This is a genomic window from Streptomyces plumbidurans (assembly GCF_019857225.1).
In the GTDB taxonomy this organism is placed as follows: domain Bacteria; phylum Actinomycetota; class Actinomycetes; order Streptomycetales; family Streptomycetaceae; genus Streptomyces; species Streptomyces plumbidurans.
Genome location: NZ_JAFJSY010000018.1, coordinates 140,858 through 160,900 on the forward strand (window position 1 = coordinate 140,858; position 20,043 = coordinate 160,900).

General features: G+C 70.3%; 22 protein-coding genes. 11 read left to right on the plus strand and 11 right to left on the minus strand.

Annotation, left to right across the window (positions count from 1 at the left end; translation table 11 throughout):
* Positions 1 to 8 precede the first annotated feature (8 nt).
* Positions 9 to 1,259, minus strand: a complete 1,251-nt coding sequence (locus JYK17_RS15405; RefSeq protein ID WP_222810555.1) for a 3-deoxy-7-phosphoheptulonate synthase — start codon at positions 1,257 to 1,259, stop codon at positions 9 to 11.
* A 79-nt stretch (positions 1,260 to 1,338) separates the two neighbouring features.
* Complete coding sequence (locus JYK17_RS15410; RefSeq protein WP_222810556.1) at positions 1,339 to 1,857, minus strand: 4'-phosphopantetheinyl transferase family protein; 519 nt, start codon at positions 1,855 to 1,857, stop codon at positions 1,339 to 1,341.
* A 439-nt stretch (positions 1,858 to 2,296) separates the two neighbouring features.
* Here JYK17_RS15410 and JYK17_RS15415 point away from each other — a divergent pair, with 439 nt between their 5' ends.
* Positions 2,297 to 2,800, plus strand: coding sequence for a hypothetical protein (locus JYK17_RS15415; RefSeq protein WP_128802017.1), 504 nt, complete (start codon positions 2,297 to 2,299; stop codon positions 2,798 to 2,800).
* 58 nt (positions 2,801 to 2,858) lie between these two features.
* Here the strand turns inward: JYK17_RS15415 and JYK17_RS40535 are convergent, their stop codons facing one another.
* From JYK17_RS40535 to JYK17_RS15425, 3 genes are all read right to left on the minus strand, one after another.
* A complete protein-coding gene (locus tag JYK17_RS40535; protein ID WP_308011686.1) occupies positions 2,859 to 3,074 on the minus strand; it encodes a sigma factor-like helix-turn-helix DNA-binding protein in 216 nt (71 codons plus the stop codon).
* On the minus strand, positions 2,981 to 3,349 hold the full coding sequence (locus tag JYK17_RS40540) for an RNA polymerase sigma factor (protein ID WP_261995789.1): 369 nt from the start codon (positions 3,347 to 3,349) through the stop codon (positions 2,981 to 2,983). The genes JYK17_RS40535 and JYK17_RS40540 overlap by 94 nt, the downstream gene beginning before the upstream one ends.
* A 385-nt stretch (positions 3,350 to 3,734) precedes the next feature.
* Positions 3,735 to 5,234: a carboxylesterase/lipase family protein gene (locus JYK17_RS15425; RefSeq protein WP_308011687.1), complete on the minus strand. Its 1,500-nt coding sequence runs from the start codon at positions 5,232 to 5,234 to the stop codon at positions 3,735 to 3,737.
* A 270-nt stretch (positions 5,235 to 5,504) separates the two neighbouring features.
* On the opposite strand from JYK17_RS15425, the gene JYK17_RS15430 reads away from it, so the two are divergent.
* Positions 5,505 to 6,071 (plus strand): RNA polymerase sigma factor, encoded by a 567-nt coding sequence (locus tag JYK17_RS15430; RefSeq protein ID WP_222810558.1) that lies wholly within the window; start codon positions 5,505 to 5,507, stop codon positions 6,069 to 6,071.
* On the plus strand, positions 6,068 to 6,547 hold the full coding sequence (locus JYK17_RS15435; protein WP_128802020.1) for a hypothetical protein: 480 nt from the start codon (positions 6,068 to 6,070) through the stop codon (positions 6,545 to 6,547). Before JYK17_RS15430 ends, JYK17_RS15435 begins: the two co-directional genes overlap by 4 nt.
* A 138-nt stretch (positions 6,548 to 6,685) precedes the next feature.
* On the opposite strand, the gene ychF is transcribed toward JYK17_RS15435, so the two are convergent.
* Positions 6,686 to 7,774 (minus strand): redox-regulated ATPase YchF, encoded by a 1,089-nt coding sequence (gene ychF, locus JYK17_RS15440; protein WP_108013915.1) that lies wholly within the window; start codon positions 7,772 to 7,774, stop codon positions 6,686 to 6,688.
* A gap of 200 nt (positions 7,775 to 7,974) precedes the next feature.
* Between ychF and JYK17_RS15445 the strand changes: the two genes are divergently transcribed.
* Positions 7,975 to 8,616 carry a DUF6542 domain-containing protein gene (locus JYK17_RS15445; protein ID WP_222810559.1) on the plus strand — a complete coding sequence of 214 codons (642 nt, stop codon included), beginning with the start codon at positions 7,975 to 7,977 and terminating at the stop codon, positions 8,614 to 8,616.
* A 9-nt stretch (positions 8,617 to 8,625) separates the two neighbouring features.
* Here JYK17_RS15445 and ppgK read toward each other — a convergent pair whose 3' ends face one another.
* Both ppgK and JYK17_RS15455 read right to left on the minus strand, forming a co-directional pair.
* A complete protein-coding gene (ppgK, locus tag JYK17_RS15450) occupies positions 8,626 to 9,369 on the minus strand; it encodes a polyphosphate--glucose phosphotransferase (protein ID WP_128802021.1) in 744 nt (247 codons plus the stop codon).
* A gap of 29 nt (positions 9,370 to 9,398) precedes the next feature.
* The gene (locus JYK17_RS15455; protein ID WP_108013912.1) at positions 9,399 to 10,400 is read right to left on the minus strand and encodes a 4-hydroxy-3-methylbut-2-enyl diphosphate reductase; all 1,002 of its coding nucleotides are present in this window, start codon (positions 10,398 to 10,400) and stop codon (positions 9,399 to 9,401) included.
* A 107-nt stretch (positions 10,401 to 10,507) separates the two neighbouring features.
* Between JYK17_RS15455 and xseA the strand changes: the two genes are divergently transcribed.
* The 3 genes from xseA (at position 10,508) to JYK17_RS15470 (ending at position 12,725) form a co-directional block, all read left to right on the plus strand.
* The gene (gene xseA / locus JYK17_RS15460) at positions 10,508 to 11,716 is read left to right on the plus strand and encodes an exodeoxyribonuclease VII large subunit (RefSeq protein ID WP_108013911.1); all 1,209 of its coding nucleotides are present in this window, start codon (positions 10,508 to 10,510) and stop codon (positions 11,714 to 11,716) included.
* Positions 11,717 to 11,725: 9 nt separating this feature from the next.
* Entirely contained in the window at positions 11,726 to 11,971 is a 246-nt protein-coding gene (locus JYK17_RS15465) for an exodeoxyribonuclease VII small subunit (RefSeq protein WP_181362542.1), read from the plus strand.
* Between the two features lie 163 nt (positions 11,972 to 12,134).
* On the plus strand, positions 12,135 to 12,725 hold the full coding sequence (locus tag JYK17_RS15470; RefSeq protein WP_108013910.1) for a malonic semialdehyde reductase: 591 nt from the start codon (positions 12,135 to 12,137) through the stop codon (positions 12,723 to 12,725).
* A gap of 69 nt (positions 12,726 to 12,794) precedes the next feature.
* Here the strand turns inward: JYK17_RS15470 and JYK17_RS15475 are convergent, their stop codons facing one another.
* The gene (locus tag JYK17_RS15475; protein WP_108013909.1) at positions 12,795 to 13,316 is read right to left on the minus strand and encodes a DUF4245 domain-containing protein; all 522 of its coding nucleotides are present in this window, start codon (positions 13,314 to 13,316) and stop codon (positions 12,795 to 12,797) included.
* A gap of 126 nt (positions 13,317 to 13,442) precedes the next feature.
* Between JYK17_RS15475 and glpX the strand changes: the two genes are divergently transcribed.
* On the plus strand, positions 13,443 to 14,477 hold the full coding sequence (gene glpX, locus JYK17_RS15480) for a class II fructose-bisphosphatase (protein ID WP_108013908.1): 1,035 nt from the start codon (positions 13,443 to 13,445) through the stop codon (positions 14,475 to 14,477).
* Between the two features lie 105 nt (positions 14,478 to 14,582).
* On the opposite strand, the gene JYK17_RS15485 is transcribed toward glpX, so the two are convergent.
* A complete protein-coding gene (locus JYK17_RS15485) occupies positions 14,583 to 14,957 on the minus strand; it encodes a WhiB family transcriptional regulator (protein ID WP_108013907.1) in 375 nt (124 codons plus the stop codon).
* Positions 14,958 to 15,062: 105 nt separating this feature from the next.
* Positions 15,063 to 15,770, minus strand: coding sequence for a DUF1707 SHOCT-like domain-containing protein (locus tag JYK17_RS15490; protein WP_128802023.1), 708 nt, complete (start codon positions 15,768 to 15,770; stop codon positions 15,063 to 15,065).
* Positions 15,771 to 15,982: 212 nt separating this feature from the next.
* Here JYK17_RS15490 and JYK17_RS15495 point away from each other — a divergent pair, with 212 nt between their 5' ends.
* From JYK17_RS15495 to fomD, 3 genes are all read left to right on the plus strand, one after another.
* The gene (locus JYK17_RS15495) at positions 15,983 to 17,647 is read left to right on the plus strand and encodes a fumarate hydratase (protein WP_128802024.1); all 1,665 of its coding nucleotides are present in this window, start codon (positions 15,983 to 15,985) and stop codon (positions 17,645 to 17,647) included.
* 70 nt (positions 17,648 to 17,717) lie between these two features.
* A complete protein-coding gene (locus tag JYK17_RS15500; RefSeq protein WP_222810560.1) occupies positions 17,718 to 19,103 on the plus strand; it encodes a class II fumarate hydratase in 1,386 nt (461 codons plus the stop codon).
* A gap of 72 nt (positions 19,104 to 19,175) precedes the next feature.
* The gene (gene fomD / locus JYK17_RS15505) at positions 19,176 to 19,871 is read left to right on the plus strand and encodes a cytidylyl-2-hydroxypropylphosphonate hydrolase (RefSeq protein ID WP_108013903.1); all 696 of its coding nucleotides are present in this window, start codon (positions 19,176 to 19,178) and stop codon (positions 19,869 to 19,871) included.
* The last annotated feature ends 172 nt before the right edge of the window (positions 19,872 to 20,043 follow it).

Sequence of the window (20,043 nt, forward strand, 5' to 3'; positions counted from 1 at the left end):
ACCGGCTCTCAGCCCTGGGCGCACAATCCCGCGGTCAGCGAAGCGAGTTCGGCTGTCTGCGCCCCGTTCAGGCGCGGGTCGCAGGCCGTTTCGTAGCGCAGCGGCACATCGTCCTCGGCGATTCCCGCGAGACCCCCCACGCACTCGGTGACATCGGCCGGGGTGGCCTCCAGGTGGATGCCGCCGGGCCGGCCCCGGGCGGCGCGGACCGCCGCGAAGAAGCCGCGGATCTCGGCCGCCACCGTGTCGACGTGGCGGGTCTTGTGGCCGGTGGCGCCGGTGTACGTATTGCCGTGCACGGGATCGCAGAGCCACACCACCGGGTGGCCGAGCCGGGCCACCTTCTCGACCAGCGGAGGGAGCGCCTCCGCCACGTTGTCCGCCCCCATCCGGGAGATGAGGACCAGGCGCCCCGGCTGCTGGTCCGGGTCGAGCCGGGCGCACAGCTCGGCGAGGCGTTCCGTGTTCGTGCCGGGGCCGACCTTCACGCCGACCGGGTTGCTCACCCCGGAGAGGAACCGCACATGCGCCCCGTCCGGTTCGCAGGTGCGCGCGCCGATCCAGGGCAGGTGAGTGGACGTCAGACACACCGCCCCGCTCAGCGGATCGCGCCGGACCAGCGGCTCCTCGTAGTCGAGCAGCAGGGCCTCATGGCTGGTCCACAAGGCGGGGGCGCCGTCGGCAGTCGAGTCGGGCAGCGGCATGCCCGACTCGGCGAGTTCGCGCAGCAGGGCGAGTACGTCACGGGCGTGCGCGTGCCCTTCGAGCAGCCGCATGGCGTCGGGGACGCGGGCGGCGGCGTCGTGCTCCGGGCTGTTCACCAAGTGGCCGCGGAACGAAGGGAGAAGGACGCCGCCGACCCGCTCGGTGGGCGAGGAACGGGGCTTGGCGTACTGGCCCGCGATGCGCCCGATGGGGATCACGGGCCGCCCCAGGGCGCGGCCGATCGTCCTGGCCGTGCTGTGCAGCAGGTCGACGCGCGCCGCGATCCCGGCGAACGTCGGCATGTCGAACGTCTCGGCGCAGTCGCCGAGTTGGACGACGAACGCCTCGCCGTGCGCGGCCTGGGCGAGCGCCGGGCGCAGGTCGAGGATCTCGCGGGGCCGTACGAGCGGTGCGGTGCCCGCCAGCCGCGCGCGGACCCGGCGCAGCAGCGCGGGGTCCGGCCAGTCGGGCTGCTGCGCGGCCGGGTGACCGCGCCAGTCCGATGGCGTCCACCGCGCCGGCCGGGTCGGTGCGAGCAGAGGGGGTGAGTGCATGGCGAATCGGCCTCCGTCATGAGGTGTTCGGTGCAGAGGGAAGTGGGGGCGAGGGGGGGTGCGGGTGCGGTGCGCGTGCTCAGCCCTGCGGAACGGCCCAGCAGAGGACGCCCTGCGGCAGCTGCCGCGTACTCACGTGCAGGAGTGGTCCGGGCCGGCGCGTGGCTTGCGCGAGATAACCGTCTGCGGATGCCTCCAAGCGGATGTCGCGCAGCCCGAGCAGCTCGGGGCCGATGACCGGGCTGAGGGCCTTGAAGGCTGCCTCCTTGGCCGAGTACAGGGTGAGCAGGCGCTGCGCCGCGGCGTCGGGTGCCCCGCGCAGCAGCCGTGTCTCGGGCCCGCGCAGCACCAGATGGGCGGCTTCCTGAGGGAGGCCGCCCAGTTCGAGGTCGACGCCCAGAGTGCGGAACTGCTCGGAAGGGCCGGCCACGGCCACGGCGACCCCGCCGGAGTGGCTGATCGACGCCGAGATGCCCTCGGGCAGCAGCGGTCGGGGCCCGTCGCACAGTACGGCGCCCGCGGCGAGCCCGGCGACCCGCAGGGCACGGTGCAGCGCGCTGCGGCCGGTCAGGAAGTCGGCCCTGCGCCGTGGCGGCATCGTCAGGGACAGCCGGCGCTCCGCCTCCTCGACCGCGACCGGCGGTCCTTCGTGGACGGACGCGGTCGCAAAGCCGACGCCAGGTATCCGCGGCCCGGATCGGCAAAGAGCGCGCGGCAGCGTGAGAACTGTCCCACTGGAATGCACAGTGTTTCTTTCCCCGTTCATGAGTATTGCCGTTCGGCTATTCCCTCAGGGCGGCAGTCGGCGCCGACATCAAACCGTCGGCGGTTCCCGAGCCCGCCCCCCTCATGGATTTAGAGGCCCCGCGACAGTGCAACACTCCCCCGCGCACGGACGAGTCTTGCGTTCCCTTTCCAGACCCCGACTCGCCTTTCGCGAGTGGTCCCGCCATTTCCTTCACCGGCATTTGACCGGCGCTTGACTGCGCAAGGCAACGATGCAACTCTCTCCGCATCACACAGAGGGAGCACCAGCAATGACCGACGCTGCGAACCCCAGCTGGCCGACGGTCGAACTCGATCCCGTACGGCGGCTGAAGGTCATCGCGTCCGCCACGAAGCACCCGACCTTCGCCGAACGGCACTTCGGTGCGGCGTTCGATGAACTGTGGTCCGTCGCCTCGGATCTGGAGCACGAACTCCCCCATCTCGTCCCAGGGCTGCGCTCCTTCACCATCACGTCGTCCGAGGGCGACCGGCTGTCCGGACGGGCGGTCGGCGCCCTCGGCCGCCGCGAGCACTTCGACGTGGTGCTGCGCCCCGGCTGGTGCCTGATGCAGAGCAAGATCCTGACCAGCGGTATGGCCGCGATGCCCGACGGGGACGGAAGCCGCTTCGCCTTCTTCAGCAGCCTGCGCCTCCCCGGCGGCCGGGCGCTCGACCGGGTGCGCCGCACAAGGTCGGCACAGCGGCACGAGGAGCTTCTCGATCGTCTGGGGCAGCGGGTGGAGATCCGGTCGGTCCCGGACGACGCTGAATGACTGTCAGCACCCGGACGAGACCGAACGACCGTCGGTCCCCAGCGCCGCCGAACGACCGTCAGTCCCAGGCGGCGCGGAACGACCGTCGAGCCCGGAAGAGCCGGGACCTGACCGTCCCCACGGGTACCGCCAGAAGTCCGGCGACCTCCTGCTCGCTCATCCCCTCGACATGACGCAGGGTCAGCACGACCCGGTGCTCAGGCGCGAGCCTCTCCATCGCGTCGGCGATGTCGGAGGCGAGTTGCACATCCCCCGCGATGGGCTTGTCCTCCATTCCACGGGCACGGTGTTGCGCCGCTGACGCTGCTTGGCGAACTTCACCGCCTCACGGACCGCGATCGCCCGCACCCAACCGAGCAACGCCGCGGGCGTCTTCAGCTGGCGCAGGTTGCGAAAGACGGCGATGAGCGCCTCCTGTGCGGCATCCGCCCCGTCCTGCAGGGCCACGGGGCCGCAGATCCGGCCGACGTACGGGGCGAGGATGCCGAGCAGTTCGTCCATCGCCAGGGCGTCGCCAATCTGCGCCCCCTCCACCAGGCGGGCCAGCACCTCGGGATCCCATCTGGCCGCGCTCGCTCCGCCCGCCCCGGTCACCGCGCCTCCGACGCCGACGGGACCGTACGCAGAACGGAAACGGAATTACACCTTCCCATTTCGCGAGGAGAACCCTGAAACACGAATAACCGACCCCCGTCGATGTCGAATTGGATTCCCGCACGCCCGGCGCAACCCTAGCACCGCATGCAAAATTTCGGACAGCCGCGCGAGAAAACCCCATCGGGCACGACCTTCGCTTCTCCGTACCGGCGCGCATATGCACCTGTCAGCCCCCGTCACCTCCCGCTATTTTTCGTTGAATACCGAAAGACTTTGCGCGGGAAGAACTGACACCACCGCCGCAAGCCGTGCGAGACGGCTCGTCAGGAACGGGAAACTAAATCAGGTCGAGCACTCCGAATCGCCGCTTCTCCCAAAGCGCTCGGGATTCTGCCACCGGGTCCCCGAGCACGGCGTCCGCACTGTCGTAGACCTGCGTCCTCCTGGCGTCGAGACCGTAGGCGGGCCAGCCGGGATCGCCCGTCGCCGCGAAGGCCGTCCACGCCGAGCGCATGCGGACCGACAGCTCGACCGCCTCCCGCGGCGGTCGCTCCCCCAGCAGCTGCCGGGCGAGCGGGGCCTCCAGGGTGCCGAACACCAGCGGCACGTCGAGGCCGTGACAGGAGCCGAGGAGGCCCCCGGACACGGGCGTCGGCCAGCGCAGTTCATAGGCGTGGGCACTTCCGCCCGCCCGGGCCTGCGCGTCCAGCAGCTGCACGGTCGGGATCCGGCACAGCCAGTCGGACGCGACACGCTCGTAGAGCTGCTCCGTGCCGGCGTCCGGGTAGGCGCGGCCGTAGGCGCGCTCGCTGTCCGCGTCGGCGCCGAACACCCGGTGCGCCAGCGCCGCCCGCTCGGCGCTCACCGCACCGAACTCGCCGCGCTTCGCCATGAAGAGCCGGTACTCGTCCCGGTTGTGGCCGAGCAGCAGATCGACACCCCGGGCCGCGCCGCGCTCCACGGCGTCCCAGGGAGAGCAGGGCAGCGTCACACCGTCGACGACCGGGGAGAAAAGGGTTTCCGCGTACGCGACGACGCCCCACCGCTCCGCGCGCCGGACCATGGTCGCGGCGGTCCTGGCCGCCGCCCGAACGAGCGCATACGGATCACTGACGTGCAGCTCGTCCGCCGTGGCGGCCAGACCCAGGCGGCCCATGACGGCCGACGCGATGTCCGCGGCGAGCCCGGCCGAGAAGAACGAACCGGGCACGCTCTGCGCCACCGCACGCGTAAAGAGCCCGGCCGCCGCGTCCATGGCGAGCAGCGCCGCGATCGATCCGGCCCCCGCCGACTCGCCGAAGACGGTCACCCGCGACGGGTCGCCGCCGAACGCCGCGATGTTCTCCCGGACCCACCGCAGCGCGGCGACCTGATCGAGAAGCCCCCTGTTGGACGGCGCCCCGGCGATCTCGGCGAACCCCTCCATGCCCACCCGGTAGTTGAACGTCACGACGACAACACCCCGAGAGGCGAGCCGCGCTCCGTCGTAGACGGGATCGCCGGCCTGCCCGAAGGCGTAGGCACCACCGTGGAACCAGACCATGACCGGCAGCCGGGCCGCGCCCGGGTCCGGGGACCAGACGTTGACGGTCAGACAGTCCGGAGCCGCGTCGGCCCCGGGACCTGTGAAGACGGCCGGGTTCATGCGGTCGTGCTGCGGCGGTGGAGGCCCGAAGTCGAAGGCGGGACGGATCCCGTGCCAGACCTCGGCCGGCTCGGGGGCGGCGAAGCGCAGGGCCCCGAACGGCGGCTTCGCGAACGGGATCCCGCGGAACACGGCGATCGTCTCGTGCACACCCTCGGCCTGTCCACGCACCGTGCCTCGGTCGGTCCGCACATCGAGGCGCCTCTCCCTCTGCACGTGCTTCGCCCCCCATGTCCCGTGAGTGTCGCGGCGGCCCGATGGCAGACCGCCGCGACGGCATCGTCGACGTAGAGGAAGAGGCCGTTCGGGGCCGGAACACTCCCTGGAGTTCTCCATCGGTTCCGGCCAGTTGCGCAATCCCGGGAGTACGTGCCCGAAAGCGCCCCTCTGTCCCTGTGTAGCTCCACCGACGCAACCCCCGATGCGTGTGGAGCGTCGACCTGTGGGGGAGGAGAGCGGCGCATGAACAAAGCCAACACAGGCTTTCTGCGGCCCAGACTTGGTGCCCGGCAACCGGCGGAGGAGGACCCGTGGGCCAAGGCGGCCCTGCTCGTACGGGCCGCCCAGTCCGGTGACGCCCTGGCCCTCAACGACCTCCTGGACCTGCTGACGCCGTACGTCAGCCGCCTGTGCCGCCCGATCGCCCTGGCCGAGAGCCCCGATGCGGTCCAGGAGGCGCTCATCGCGGTCTTCCAGGGGTTGCCCAGGCTGAAGGACCCGCGCGCCCTGTACGCGTGGGTGCGCACGATCACCGTGCGCGAGGCCGTGCGCGTGGCGCGGCGCGCCGAACACGAGACCCCGGTGGGCGAGTTCGACGACGTCCCCTCGTCACACAGCGCCGAGGTGGCCGCGGACGTGCGTGACGTACTGCGCCGGATGTCGGCCGAACACCGCGCGGTCCTGGTGCTGCGTGAACTCGAAGGACTCGACGAGCGATCGGCGGGCCAACTCCTGAACATCTCCTGCGGCACGGTGAAGTCGCGTCTGCACCGGGCCCGACACAGCTTCCGAAAGGCGTGGGCGCGATGAGCGTTGACTGGCCGACCACCGAGCTCGACCCCGTGCGGCGGCTGCGCGTCATGGCCGCGGGCCTGAACGCCGTCATGTACGCGGACGCCCACCTCGACATCCCGTTCGCCGATGTCTGGGCGGTGGCGAGCGACCTGGAGGGCGAACTGCCGCACCTGGTACCGACGCTGCGGGCCTTCGTCACGTCGCCGGCCTCCGGCACCCGGCAACACGCCTGGGCCTACGGTCCCTTCGGGCATCGCGCCCGGTTCGACGTCGTGCTGCAACCGGGCTGGTGCCTCATGCAGAGCCGGTATGTGGTCGGCGGGATGGCAGCCGTCCCGGAGGGATGCGGGACACGGTTCGCGGTACTCGGCGGCCTCCGCCAGACATGGCCCGCCCAAACCCTGACGGCACTTCGCCCCCTCGGCCACACCCGAGGCCGGCGCATGATCGGCCGCGCCCGGCAGCGAGCCACCGCACGCCGCACGCCATAACTGCCCCCAGGGCCCGTGACCGGGGTCCGCGCGGACGACCTGGCTCGCCGACGCAAACCCACCCTGAGCGTCAGCGACCGACAAGACCCCCTCCGACCTGTACACACACAGATCGAAGGGGGTCTCCGGTCGACGGATTCACACGTTGAAGCGGAACTCCACCACGTCCCCGTCCTGCATGACGTAGTCCTTGCCCTCCATCCGCGCCTTGCCCTTCGCGCGGGCCTCGGCGACCGAGCCGGTCTCGACCAGGTCCTCGAAGGAGATGACCTCCGCCTTGATGAAGCCCTTCTGGAAGTCGGTGTGGATGACGCCGGCGGCCTCGGGGGCGGTGGCGCCCTTCTTGATGGTCCAGGCGCGGGATTCCTTGGGGCCTGCCGTGAGGTAGGTCTGCAGGCCGAGGGTGCGGAAGCCCACGTGGGCGAGGGTGGCGAGGCCGGGCTCGTCCTGGCCGACGGACTGGAGGAGCTCGAGCGCCTCGTCCTCGTCGAGTTCGGCGAGGTCGGCCTCCAGCTTGGCGTTGAGGAAGATCGCCTCGGCGGGGGCGACCAGGGCGCGCTGCTCGCTCTTGAAGTCGTCGTCGACCAGTTCGTCCTCGTCGACGTTGAAGACGTAGAGGAAAGGCTTCATGGTGAGCAGGTGCAGGTCGTGCAGGAGTTCCGCGCGCTCGCCGCCCTGGACGATGCCCGCGGAGAAGAGCGTGTCGCCCTTCTCCAAGATCTCCTTGGCCTCCTCGACCGCCTTGACCTTGGGCGCGATGTCCTTCTTGATCCGCGACTCCTTCTGCAGCCGCGGCAGGACCTTCTCGATGGTCTGCAGGTCGGCGAGGATCAGCTCGGTGTTGATCGTCTCGATGTCGTCCTTGGGTGAGACCTTGCCGTCGACGTGCACGACGTTCTCGTCCTTGAAGGCGCGGATGACCTGGCAGATCGCGTCGGACTCACGGATGTTCGCGAGGAACTTGTTGCCCAGGCCCTCGCCCTCGGAGGCGCCGCGCACGATGCCCGCGATGTCCACGAAGTCGACGGTCGCCGGGAGGATGCGCTGCGAGCCGAAGATTTCGGCCAACTTGGTGAGCCGGGGGTCGGGGACGCCGACCACGCCCACGTTGGGCTCGATCGTGGCGAACGGGTAGTTGGCCGCGAGCACGTCGTTCTTGGTCAGGGCGTTGAACAGGGTCGACTTGCCGACATTCGGCAGACCGACGATTCCGATCGTGAGCGACACGTTGCGACTTCCCGTACGTGAGAGACATCAGGGGACTGGGGGCTGCGGGCCCGGTCCTTCTGCGGTGCGGGGGCGGGCCGATCCACCAGTCTACGGCGTACCACCGCAGCTCCCCGCGCCCCGTCGAACGCATGGCCAAGCTCTTCCCATCGGCGTGTCCGAGGCGCGATCGGGCACATAAGCGCACCTAAGTTGGTCCGGTGGAGCAACACAGGACGCCACCCCCGCGCAACGGAACGCAACGCGGCAGGCCCCCGCTGCCCCCACAGGCGAAGCGCGGGGGCGGCAGCGGAGCGGCGGCCGGCGGCACCGGCGCGGTCGCGCGCCCCGCCGTACAGCGCTCCCAGGCCGCCCGCCCCGGCGACCGCCCGGCGGGCCTACGACCATCCGGTCCGCCGCTTGCCGAGGCGGTACGGCGGTTGCGCCGGGCGGTGCGGACGCGGCGGATGCCCGAGCCGCGGCTGACCGGGCTCGGCGGCGGCCTGTTCTGCGGGACGCTGATGTTCGTGCTCGGCTGCCTCGACCGGATGCTGTTCGAGGCCTCACCGACGGTGTACGGCGTGCTGTTCCTGCCCGTGTGCCTGCTGACCGCGCTCTGGGTGCGCGGAGGCGACCTGGCGGCGCCGCCCGTCGTCGTGCCGATCGCCTACGCCGTGGGCCTGCTGCCCGTGGCCGACGGCAGCGGCGGGCTGTCGGGCCGGCTGATGGGGATGGCGACGGCGCTCGCGACACAGGCCGGGTGGCTGTACGGGGGGACGCTCGTCGCCGGGGTGATCGCGACCGTGCGGAAGGTCGGCCTGATGCGCAGGCGGGCCGACAAGCGCCGCCCGCCCGCGCCCTGACCGGGAGAGTCAGCTCTCCGCCGCGTGCATCGCCGCCCCCACGATGCCCGCGTTGTTCTGCAGCTGTGCGGGGACGATCTCCGCCTGGATGCCCTCGATGAAGGGCAGGAACTTCTGGGCCTTGCGGCTGACACCGCCGCCGATGACGATCAGCTCCGGCGAGAACAGCATCTCGACATGGGCGAGGTACTTCTGCACGCGGTGCGCCCAGTGCTCCCACGTCAGCTCGCCGTCGTCCTTGGCCTTGCTGGAGGCGCGCTTCTCCGCGTCGTGGCCGTGCAGCTCCAGGTGGCCCAGCTCGGTGTTGGGGACGAGCTTGCCGTCGATGAACAGGGCGCTGCCGATGCCGGTGCCGAAGGTCAGCAGGATGACGGTGCCCATGCGGTCCTTGCCCGCACCGAAGCGCATCTCGGCGACGCCCGCCGCGTCCGCGTCGTTGACCACCGTCGCCGGCAGGCCGCCGAGGCGCTCGCTGAACAGGGCGCGCGCGTCTGTGTCGACCCAGTCCTTGTCCACGTTGGCCGCCGTGCGCACGGTGGAGCCGCCGGTGATCACACCGGGGAAGGTGAGGCCGACCGGGCCCGTCCAGCCGAAGTGCTCGACGACCTGCCGTACGCCGTCCGCCACGCTGTCGGGGGTCGACGGGTGCGGAGTGAGCACCTTGAAGCGCTCAGCGGCCAGATCGCCCTTGTCCAGGTCCACCGGGGCACCCTTGATCCCGGATCCACCGATGTCCACGCCGAAGATCTGCATGGCCCTACGTTACGACGGACGACTGACGGTCACTCCCGCGAGGAGCCCGTCCGCTCGGCGATCAGCGCCGCCGCCTCGTCGCGGAGGTCCCGGCGCAGCTCCTTGGGCAGCGAGAACGTGATGGACTCCTCGGCCGCCTTGACGATCTCGACGTCCTCGAAGCCGCGTCCGGCGAGCCACTCGAGCACCTGCTCGACCAGCACCTCCGGGACGGAGGCGCCGGAGGTGACGCCGACCGTGGTCACGCCCTCCAGCCAGGCCTCGTCGATCTCGTCGGCGAAGTCCACCAGATACGCCTCGCGCGCGCCCGCGAGCTTGGCGACCTCGACGAGCCGCTTGGAGTTGGAGGAGTTGCGGGAGCCGACGACGATCACCAGCTCCGCGTCGGCGCCCATCTGCTTGACCGCGAGCTGACGGTTCTGCGTGGCGTAGCAGATGTCGTCGCTGGGCGGGGAGATCAGCTGGGGGAACTTCTCCTTGAGGGCGTCCACGGTCTCCATGGTCTCGTCGACGGAGAGCGTGGTCTGCGACAGCCATACGACCTTGGAGGGGTCGCGGACCTCGACCTTGGCGGCGTCCTCGGGGCCGTCGACCAGCGTGATGTGCTCGGGGGCCTCGCCGGAGGTGCCGATGACCTCCTCGTGACCCTCGTGCCCGATCAGGAGGATGTCGTAGTCGTCGCCTGCGAACCGGACGGCTTCCTTGTGCACCTTGGTGACCAGCGGGCAGGTCGCGTCGATGGTGGCGAGGCGGCCGCGCTCGGCCTCCTCGTGGACGACGGGGGCGACGCCGTGCGCGGAGAACATCACGATGTTCCCCTCGGGGACCTCCTCGGTCCGCTCGACGAAGATCGCGCCCTTCTTCTCCAGGGTCTGCACGACGTACTTGTTGTGGACGATCTCGTGCCGGACGTAGATCGGAGCGCCGTACTGCTCCAGGGCTTTCTCGACGGCGATCACGGCGCGGTCCACACCCGCGCAGTAGCCCCGGGGGGCGGCGAGCAGGACACGGCGGCCAGACGAAGCAGTCATGGATCCATCGTAGGGCCACGTCCGGCGGGTCAGAGGTCGCGCTTCGGGTGACCGGCCCTGGAGCAACCATGACCAGCGTTGTCAGCGGCGGCCGTTACCCTCGCGGCATGGCTCTCAACACGTCCGCGCAAACCCCTCTGCCCGTCGGTGAGGTCTCGCGGCTCATCGGGGGGTGGATCGACCGGCTGGGAGCCGTGTGGGTCGAGGGGCAGATCACCCAGCTGTCGCGGCGGCCCGGTGCCGGGGTGGTCTTCCTGACGCTGCGCGACCCCTCGCACGACATCTCGATCAGCGTCACCTGCTATCGCCAGGTGTTCGACGCGGTGGCCGACGTCGTCAGCGAGGGCGCGCGGGTGGTCGTCCACGCGAAGCCGGAGTGGTACGCGCCGCGGGGCCAGCTCTCCCTGCGCGCCACCGAGATAAGGCCCGTGGGCATCGGTGAACTCCTCGCGCGCCTTGAGCAGTTGAAGAAGTCGCTGGCCGCCGAGGGGCTGTTCGCACCCGAGCGCAAGAAGGCCCTGCCGTTCCTGCCCCAGCTGATCGGCCTGGTCTGCGGGCGCGCGTCGGCCGCCGAGCGGGACGTGCTGGAGAACGCCCGGCACCGCTGGCCCGCCGTCCGCTTCGAGGTGCGCAACGTCGCCGTGCAGGGCGTGCACGCCGTCCCGCAGGTCGTGCAGGCCGTGAAGGAGCTGGACGAGCTCGGCGAGGTGGACGTGATCATCGTCGCGCGCGGCGGCGGCAGCGTGGAGGACTTGCTGCCCTTCTCCGACGAGCAGCTGGTGCGCGCCGTGGCCGAGTGCCGCACCCCGGTGGTCTCGGCGATCGGGCACGAGCCCGACAACCCCCTCCTCGACCATGTCGCCGACCTGCGCGCCTCCACCCCCACCGACGCCGCCAAAAAGGTCGTACCGGACGTGGGTGAGGAGTACGAGCGCGTGCGGTTGCTGCGGGACCGTGCCCGGCGGTGCGTGGAGGCGCTCGTCGAGCGGGAGGAGCGCGGGCTGGCCCATGCGCTCGCCCGGCCGTCGATAGAGGATCCGCACCGGATGATCGACGAGCGGGCCGATCATGTCGCCTCGCTGACCGACCGGTCGCGGCGCACGCTGAGGCATCTGCTCGACCGCGCCGACTCCGAATTGACGCACACGCACGCGCGCGTGGTGGCCCTCTCCCCCGCCGCCACCCTCAAGCGCGGGTACGCCGTGCTGCAGAAGGAGGACGGCCACGCGGTGCGGGACCCGGCCGAGGTCACGGCCCAGGAGACGCTGCGGGCACGGGTCTCCGAGGGCGAGTTCTCCGTACGAGTCGATGCATAGGGTGGGGCGATGACCAGCAAGGTGGCGGACAAGGTGGCCGAAGAGGCGCTCGGTTACGAGCAGGCGCGGGACGAGCTGATCGAGGTCGTACGACGTCTGGAGGCGGGCGGCACGACGCTCGAGGAGTCCCTCGCGCTCTGGGAGCGCGGCGAGGAGCTGGCCAAGGTGTGCCGGCGCTGGCTGGACGGGGCCCGCGCGCGGCTGGACGCGGCGCTGGCCGAGGAGGAAGAGGGCTCCGAAGCGGGCGGCGAGTAGCGCCCCGCAAAAGCCGCACCAGAACGTGGTTCGCTGTGAAGCGGATCACTACACCCCGGTTTTTGTTGAAGCTTGAACTTCATTGTCGTACGGTCATGCTCGTCAGCTTAACCGGACCGCGGTCCGGTTGGGGACCGGACACCGTTACCGAGGAAGTTCAGCCATGTCTCTCGTTCTTGACTCCGCCGCCCAGGACCTGCTGTTCCGCGAGGCCCGCACCGCCAACACCTTCACCGACGAGCCGGTGACCGACGAGCAGGTGCAGGCGATCTACGACCTCGTCAAGTACGGGCCGACCTCGATGAACCAGTCGCCGCTGCGCATCACGCTGGTCCGCTCGGCGGAGGCCCGTGAGCGCCTGGTGCAGCACATGGCCGAGGGCAACCAGAAGAAGACCGCCGCCGCCCCGCTGGTCGCGATCCTCTCCGCGGACAACGAGTTCCACGAGGAGCTGCCGGAGCTCTTCCCGCACTTCCCGCAGGCCAAGGACGCCGTCTTCGGCGACCGCGTGATCCGCGAGGGCAGCGCCGCCCTGAACGCCACCCTGCAGGCCGCGTACTTCATCATCGGCGTCCGCGCCGCCGGTCTCGCGGCCGGCCCGATGACCGGCCTCGACTTCGCGGGCGTCCAGAAGGAGTTCCTGGACGGCGACCACACCCCGCTGATGGTGGTCAACATCGGCAGGCCCGGCGAGGACGCCTGGTTCCCGCGCTCCCCGCGCCTGGGCTACGAGCAGGTCGTCACCACGGTCTGAGCAACCCCCGCGCACGCACGAGGGCCCCCGGCGATGTGCTGCCGGGGGCCCTCGTGCGTGCGCATACGGCTACGACATCTTCAGCGCCGCGGCCATCTCGGTCAGCTGCTTGAAGGAGCCGGTGCCCGCGACCACCGTGGTCGAGCCCTTGCCCGGCAGCACCAGGGCGTCGTAGCGGCCGCCGGTGTAGTGGGTCCAGGTGCGGCCGGCGATCTTCTGGGTGGCCTTGGTCGCGTCGGCGCCCTGGCTCGCCTCGTCGATGAACTCCGCGGGCTTCTGAGTCGACTGCTCGATCTGCACGTACTGGTCGTCGGGGGCGTGGAAGCCCAGGTGCCAGGCGTCGAACTTGTCGCCCTGGAAGCGGACCGAGGTCGCCTTCCAGCTCTTGGGCAGGCCCTCGGGGGCGGCGACCGGGTAGGCCGCGGCGCGACGTGCCGTGAGCAGCTCGACCCGGTAGTCGACCCGCTTGATGTCCGTATCCGAGTCGTCGTGCGGGATGAAGACGTAGATGACCGCCGCCGCGATCCCGATCAGGCCCAGGGAGAGGACCATGTCCCGGACCGACTTCTGCTTGCCGTTCGAACCTGCCACGCCCTCTATCGTCGCAGGTGCCCGGTCCGCTCATCCGTGGGGTCCCCTGCTCATTTTGTCGCACTGACGATAGAGTCGGGGCCGAACCCTCATCCGGCCGTCGTCGTATCAGAAAGGTGCGCCTCGATGACCGAGCATCATCATTTGCCGTCCGAACTCGAAGTCCCCAGTGAAGCCCCCGACCGCAACCTCGCCCTGGAACTCGTCCGGGTGACCGAAGCAGCCGCCATGGCCGCGGGCCGCTGGGTCGGGCGGGGCGACAAGAACGGCGCCGACGGCGCCGCGGTGCGCGCCATGCGAAGCCTCGTGTCCACCGTGTCCATGAACGGCGTGGTGGTCATCGGCGAGGGCGAGAAGGACGAGGCCCCGATGCTCTTCAACGGGGAGCGGATCGGTGACGGGACCGGGCCCGAGTGCGACATCGCCGTCGACCCGATCGACGGCACGACGCTGACCGCCAAGGGCATGCCGAACGCCATCGCCGTGCTGGCCGCCGCGGACCGCGGGTCGATGTTCGACCCGTCCGCCGTGTTCTACATGGACAAGCTGGTCACCGGGCCCGACGCGGCCGACTTCGTCGACATCAACGCCCCGGTGTCCGTGAACATCCGCCGCGTCGCCAAGGCCAAGCGCTCCACCCCGGAGGACGTGACCGTCGTCATCCTGGACCGCCCCCGGCACGAGGGCATCATCAAGGAGATCCGGGACGCGGGGGCGCGGATCAAGCTGATCTCCGACGGTGACGTGGCCGGTTCGATCTACGCGATGCGCGAGGGCACCGGCGTCGACATGCTGCTCGGCATCGGCGGTACGCCCGAGGGGATCATCTCGGCCTGTGCGGTGAAGTGCCTCGGCGGCACCATCCAGGGCAAGCTGTGGCCCAAGGACGACGAGGAGCGGCAGCGGGCGCTCGACGCCGGGCACGACCTGGACCGCGTCCTGATGACCGACGACCTGGTGTCCGGGGAGAACGTCTTTTTCGTGGCGACCGGCATCACCGACGGCGAACTGCTGCGGGGCGTGCGCTACCGCTCGGAGACCGCGACGACCGACTCGATCGTGATGCGGTCGAAGTCGGGCACCGTGCGCAGGATCGACTCCGAGCACCGGCTGAGCAAGCTGCGGGCCTACAGCGCGATCGACTTCGACCGCGCGAAGTAACCCGGTCCGGACCAAGAGAGCAATACGGCACGGAACGACGAGCGGGCGCCCCCTGGTCCGGAAGGGGGCGCCCGCCTCGTGTGTGCTGATGGGCAAGGGGGGCGGCTACCCCGCCTGCGGTATGCGCTCCACCCGCGCCGCCTTCTTCAGTTCGATGTCGCGACGGCGGCGCCGCGCCAGCACCACTCGGCGCTCGGCCGCCGTGAGGCCGCCCCAGACGCCGTAGGGCTCCGGCTGCAGGAGCGCGTGCTCACGGCATTCGACCATGACGGGACAGCGGGCGCAGACGCGCTTGGCCGCCTCCTCGCGGGAGAGCCTCGCGGCGGTGGGTTCTTTCGAAGGGGCGAAGAACAGGCCTGCCTCGTCGCGCCGGCACACCGCCTCGGTGTGCCATGGAGCGTCTTGGTCCCTGTCCCGCACTGGCACCCGCTGGGCCGGCACGGCAGCTACCTGCAGGGACGAATGCGGCGGTTGCAGCACGGTCTACTCCTGACGACGGCTTCGCGAGCGAGAGACGATGCGTCAAGGCCTACCCGCTGTGCGCGTGCCTATGCACTCAGTTCCGAACCGCCGGATTCACAACCGTCAACGATCTAGGTGCTTGCGCAAATTCTTGTCGACCTTGCGCTGAACACGGTCGAGAATGTCCGCAACGAGCTTGCCGCGCTTGGGCCTTGCCTCGACATTGCCCAGTACGGCCCACCCGTCGACGTAGACGACAGGGGCGTCCGGTTCGGTCGAATCCAGCGTGTCCACCTCGAAGTTGCCGAGCACTCCGCCGCCGGTGCCGCGCAGCGAGACGTTCTCCGGGACGCGGATCTCCACGTTGCCGAAGACCGAGATCGTCTTGACCACGACCTGCTGGTATTCGAAGAGGGCCTCGCTGAGGTCTATCTCCACGCTGCCGAAGATCGCGTACGCGTGGATGCGGCGTCCCGCGCGCCAGCGGCCCCTGCGAACGGCAGTACTGAACACCGCCACCACGTTCTCGTCGGGGTCGGCCGGGATGGCGCCGATGGTGGGGCGGTTGGGGGCCGCGGCGAAGGACGGCGCGGCTCGGCGCCGGTGCGCGGCCGGCAGGTCCTGGATGAAGACCTCCAGCTCGCCCACCGTCCTGGCGGCGAGCACGCCCTCCACGCGCTCGGCGTGCTCGTCGGCCGTCAGCCGGCCCTCCGCGAGGGCCTCGCGGAGGATGTCGGCGATGCGGTCACGTTCGGCGTCCGAGGCGCGCAGCTCGGCCACCGGCGGCGAGGGCTCGGACTGCGTCTGCGGCGACTGCTTCTGAAGGTCCACGACAGCAGCGTACCGAAACGCGATAGATCGCGACTACCCCCTGTGCACAACCCACCGAAGACCCACCGAGGACCCAGCGAAGACCCACCGAGAACCCATCGAGGACCCACTGAGGACAACCTCACAGGCCCGCCGCTCCGGGCAGGTTCTACGCTGGTGAGCGCCCGTCGATGCCGGCGGGCCGCCGTCCGTCGAGTGAGGAATGGGCAAGGATGCCTGAGTTCGCGTACACCGATCTGCTCCCCATGGGAGAGGACACCACCACCTACCGGCTGGTGACCTCCGAAGGTGTCTCCACCTTCGAGGCCGACGGGCGGACGTTCCTCAAGGTGGAGCCCGAGGCGCTGCGCAAGCTCGCCGAGGAGGCCATCCACGACATCCAGCACTATCTGCGGCCCGCGCACCTGTCCCAGCTGCGCCGCATCATCGACGACCCCGAGGCGTCGGCCAACGACAAGTTCGTCGCCCTCGACCTGCTGAAGAACGCCAACATCGCGGCGGCGGGCGTGCTGCCCATGTGCCAGGACACCGGCACGGCCATCGTGATGGGCAAGCGCGGCCAGAACGTGCTCACGCGGGGAGGCGACGAGGAGGCCCTGAGCCGGGGCATCTACGACGCCTACCACAACCTCAACTTGCGCTACTCGCAGATGGCTCCCCTCACCATGTGGGAGGAGAAGAACACCGGCTCCAACCTGCCGGCCCAGATCGAGCTGTACGCCACCGACGGCGGCGCCTACAAGTTCCTGTTCATGGCGAAGGGCGGCGGCTCCGCCAACAAGTCGTTCCTCTACCAGGAGACCAAGGCGGTCCTCAACGAGGGCTCCATGATGAAGTTCCTGGAGGAGAAGATCCGTTCGCTGGGCACGGCCGCCTGCCCGCCGTACCACCTGGCGATCGTGGTGGGCGGCACGTCCGCCGAGTACGCGCTGAAGACCGCCAAGTACGCCTCCGCGCACTACCTGGACGAGATCCCGGCCGAGGGCTCCGAGCTCGGTCACGGCTTCCGGGACAAGGAACTTGAGCAGAAGGTCTTCGAGCTGACGCAGAAGATCGGGATCGGCGCGCAGTTCGGCGGCAAGTACTTCTGCCACGACGTGCGCGTGGTGCGCCTGCCGCGGCACGGCGCGTCCTGCCCGGTCGCCATCGCCGTCTCCTGCTCCGCCGACCGCCAGGCGCTCGCGAAGATCACGCCCGAGGGCGTCTTCCTGGAGCAGCTGGAGACGGACCCGGCGCGGTTCCTGCCCGAGACGACGGACGAGCACCTCGACGAGTCCGACGTCGTGCGGATCGACCTGAACCAGCCGATGGACGACATCCTCGCCGAGCTGACCAAGTACCCGGTCAAGACCCGCCTCTCGCTCACCGGCCCGCTGGTCGTGGCCCGCGACATCGCGCACGCCAAGATCAAGGAGCGGCTCGACGCGGGCGAGGAGATGCCGCAGTACCTCAAGGACCACCCGGTGTACTACGCGGGCCCGGCGAAGACCCCCGAGGGCTACGCCTCCGGCTCCTTCGGCCCGACCACGGCCGGCCGCATGGACTCCTACGTCGAGCAGTTCCAGGCCGCGGGCGGCTCCAAGGTGATGCTGGCCAAGGGCAACCGCTCCAAGCAGGTCACCGACGCCTGCGACGCGCACGGCGGCTTCTACCTCGGCTCCATCGGCGGCCCGGCCGCGCGCCTGGCCCAGGACTGCATCAAGAAGGTCGAGGTCGTCGAGTACGAGGAGCTCGGCATGGAGGCCGTCTGGAAGATCGAGGTGGAGGACTTCCCGGCGTTCATCGTGGTCGACGACAAGGGCAACGACTTCTTCCAGGACCCGGCGCCCCAGCCGACGTTCACGACGATCCCGGTACGGGGCCCCGGGCTGGCGTAGCCCGCTGCTCCGATCAGGTACCGCCGCCGCGTCCGGGAACACCCCCGGGCGCGGCGGCGCTGTAACTGGCATGAGCGACTACCGCATCGAGCACGACTCCATGGGCGAGGTACGCGTTCCGGCGGACGCCAAGTGGCGGGCCCAGACGCAGCGTGCCGTCGAGAACTTCCCGATCTCCGGCATGCGCATCGAGCGCGCCCACATCGAGGCGCTCGCCCGCATCAAGGGCGCCGCGGCGAAGGTGAACGCGCGGCTCGGGGTGCTCGACAAGGACATCGCCGAGGCGATCCAGGAGGCGGCGGGCGAGGTGGCCCGCGGTGACTGGGACGAGCACTTCCCGATCGACGTCTTCCAGACCGGTTCGGGCACCTCGTCCAACATGAACACCAACGAGGTCGTCGCCACGCTCGCGAGCGAGCGGCTCGGCAGGGACGTACACCCCAACGACCATGTGAACGCCTCCCAGTCGTCCAACGACGTCTTCCCGTCCTCCATCCACGTCGCCGCCACCGCCGCCGTCACCCGGGACCTCATCCCCGCCCTGGAGCACCTCGCCGCCGCGCTGGAGCGCAAGTCCGAGGAGTTCGCCGACGTGGTGAAGTCGGGGCGTACGCATCTGATGGACGCCACGCCCGTGACGCTGGGGCAGGAGTTCGGCGGGTACGCGGCCCAGGTGCGGTACGGCATCGAACGGCTGTACGCGGCGCTCCCCCGGCTCGCGGAGCTGCCCCTCGGCGGGACCGCCGTCGGCACCGGCATCAACACCCCGCCCGGTTTCGCCGCCGCCGTCATCGAGGAGGTCGCCCGCGTCACCGGCCTGCCGCTGACCGAGGCCCGCAACCACTTCGAGGCGCAGGGCGCGCGGGACGGCATCGTCGAGACCAGCGGGCAGCTGCGGACCATCGCCGTGGGGCTGACGAAGATCGCCAACGATCTGCGCTGGATGTCGTCGGGGCCGCGCACCGGGCTCGCCGAGATCAACCTGCCCGATCTGCAACCCGGTTCGTCGATCATGCCGGGCAAGGTCAACCCGGTGATCCCCGAGGCGGTGCTGATGGTCGCCGCCCAGGTCACCGGCAACGACACCACGGTGGCCACCGCGGGCGCGGCCGGCAACTTCGAGCTCAACGTGATGCTGCCGGTGATCGCCAAGAACGTGCTGGAGTCGATCCGGCTGCTGGCGAACGTCTCCCGGCTGCTGGCCGACAGGACCGTGGACGGGATCACCGCGAACCGCGAGCGGGCCCGCGAGTACGCCGAGTCGTCGCCCTCGGTGGTCACCCCGCTCAACAAGTACATCGGCTACGAGGAGGCCGCGAAGGTCGCGAAGAAGGCGCTGGCCGAGCGTCGGACCATCCGCGAGGTCGTCCTGGACGGCGGGTACGTCGAGCGCGGCGACCTCACGGTGGAGCAGTTGGACGAGGCCCTCGATGTCCTGCGGATGACGCGTCCGTGACGTTTCGGCGCTGCGGCGCGAACCGTGACGCGCGCCGCAGCGTCGTATGCCCATGGCACCTAATATCTGTGCATGGCAGAGGGTGGAGCGGTGAGAGCGGACGCGGCGGCGGGCGGTGCGACGGCCTTCTGGGCCCCCGGGGCGCAGGTCCTGTGGCGGTACCGGGAGAACGGCGGCGCGCGCTTCCACATCGCGCGCCCCGTGACCGTCGTGCGCGACGACGCGGATCTGCTCGCCGTCTGGCTGGCCCCCGGTACCGAGTGCGTGCGGCCGGTGCTCGCCGACGGCACGCCCGTGCATGTCGAGCCGCTGGAGACCCGTTACACCAAGCCCCGCACCGTACAGCGCGACCGCTGGTTCGGCACCGGGGTGCTGAAGCTGGCCCGGCCGGGCGAGCCGTGGTCGGTGTGGCTGTTCTGGGAGCCGGGCTGGCGGTTCAAGAACTGGTACGTCAACCTCGAAGCCCCGCTGGTGCGTTGGGAGGGCGGGGTGGACTCCGAGGATCACTTCCTCGACATCTCCGTGCATCCGGACCGCAGTTGGCACTGGCGCGACGAGGACGAGTTCGCGCAGGCCCAGCGGGACGGTCTGATGGCCCCCGAGCCGGCCGAGCAGGTGCGTGCGGCGGGCCGGTCCGCGGTGGAGGTGATCCGCGCCTGGGGCCCGCCGTTCAGCGACGGCTGGCAGCACTGGCGCCCTGATCCGTCGTGGGCTGTACCGTCTTTGCCGGAGGACTGGGACCGTACGCCCGCGCACGTGTCCACATGAGACCCTTGATGCGCCCCCGGTCCGCAACCGTAGGATCGTCCTCCACATGAAGTCAGGCTTCGGTGCGCAGCACCGTCGTTGAGGGGCGGTGGTCGGGTGACGGGTGGGCGTGCAGTAGCAACTCCCGCAGCATGCGCTGGGCTTGACCGATCGTCACCGAGGGGCGGCAGGA

Bases quoted from the DNA above. Each gene is read 5' to 3' on its own strand.
- JYK17_RS15495 (WP_128802024.1), top strand. From the start codon at position 15,983: ATGCCTGAGTTCGCGTACACCGATCTGCTCCCCATGGGAGAGGACACC.
- JYK17_RS15405 (WP_222810555.1), bottom strand. From the start codon at position 1,259: ATGCACTCACCCCCTCTGCTCGCACCGACCCGGCCGGCGCGGTGGACG.
- JYK17_RS40535 (WP_308011686.1), bottom strand. From the start codon at position 3,074: ATGGAGGACAAGCCCATCGCGGGGGATGTGCAACTCGCCTCCGACATC.
- ppgK (WP_128802021.1), bottom strand. From the start codon at position 9,369: ATGCAGATCTTCGGCGTGGACATCGGTGGATCCGGGATCAAGGGTGCC.
- xseA (WP_108013911.1), top strand. From the start codon at position 10,508: ATGGCTCTCAACACGTCCGCGCAAACCCCTCTGCCCGTCGGTGAGGTC.
- JYK17_RS15465 (WP_181362542.1), top strand. From the start codon at position 11,726: ATGACCAGCAAGGTGGCGGACAAGGTGGCCGAAGAGGCGCTCGGTTAC.
- JYK17_RS15415 (WP_128802017.1), top strand. From the start codon at position 2,297: ATGACCGACGCTGCGAACCCCAGCTGGCCGACGGTCGAACTCGATCCC.
- glpX (WP_108013908.1), top strand. From the start codon at position 13,443: ATGACCGAGCATCATCATTTGCCGTCCGAACTCGAAGTCCCCAGTGAA.
- JYK17_RS15470 (WP_108013910.1), top strand. From the start codon at position 12,135: ATGTCTCTCGTTCTTGACTCCGCCGCCCAGGACCTGCTGTTCCGCGAG.
- JYK17_RS15500 (WP_222810560.1), top strand. From the start codon at position 17,718: ATGAGCGACTACCGCATCGAGCACGACTCCATGGGCGAGGTACGCGTT.
- JYK17_RS15430 (WP_222810558.1), top strand. From the start codon at position 5,505: ATGAACAAAGCCAACACAGGCTTTCTGCGGCCCAGACTTGGTGCCCGG.
- fomD (WP_108013903.1), top strand. From the start codon at position 19,176: ATGGCAGAGGGTGGAGCGGTGAGAGCGGACGCGGCGGCGGGCGGTGCG.
- JYK17_RS15435 (WP_128802020.1), top strand. From the start codon at position 6,068: ATGAGCGTTGACTGGCCGACCACCGAGCTCGACCCCGTGCGGCGGCTG.
- JYK17_RS15455 (WP_108013912.1), bottom strand. From the start codon at position 10,400: ATGACTGCTTCGTCTGGCCGCCGTGTCCTGCTCGCCGCCCCCCGGGGC.
- JYK17_RS15410 (WP_222810556.1), bottom strand. From the start codon at position 1,857: ATGCCGCCACGGCGCAGGGCCGACTTCCTGACCGGCCGCAGCGCGCTG.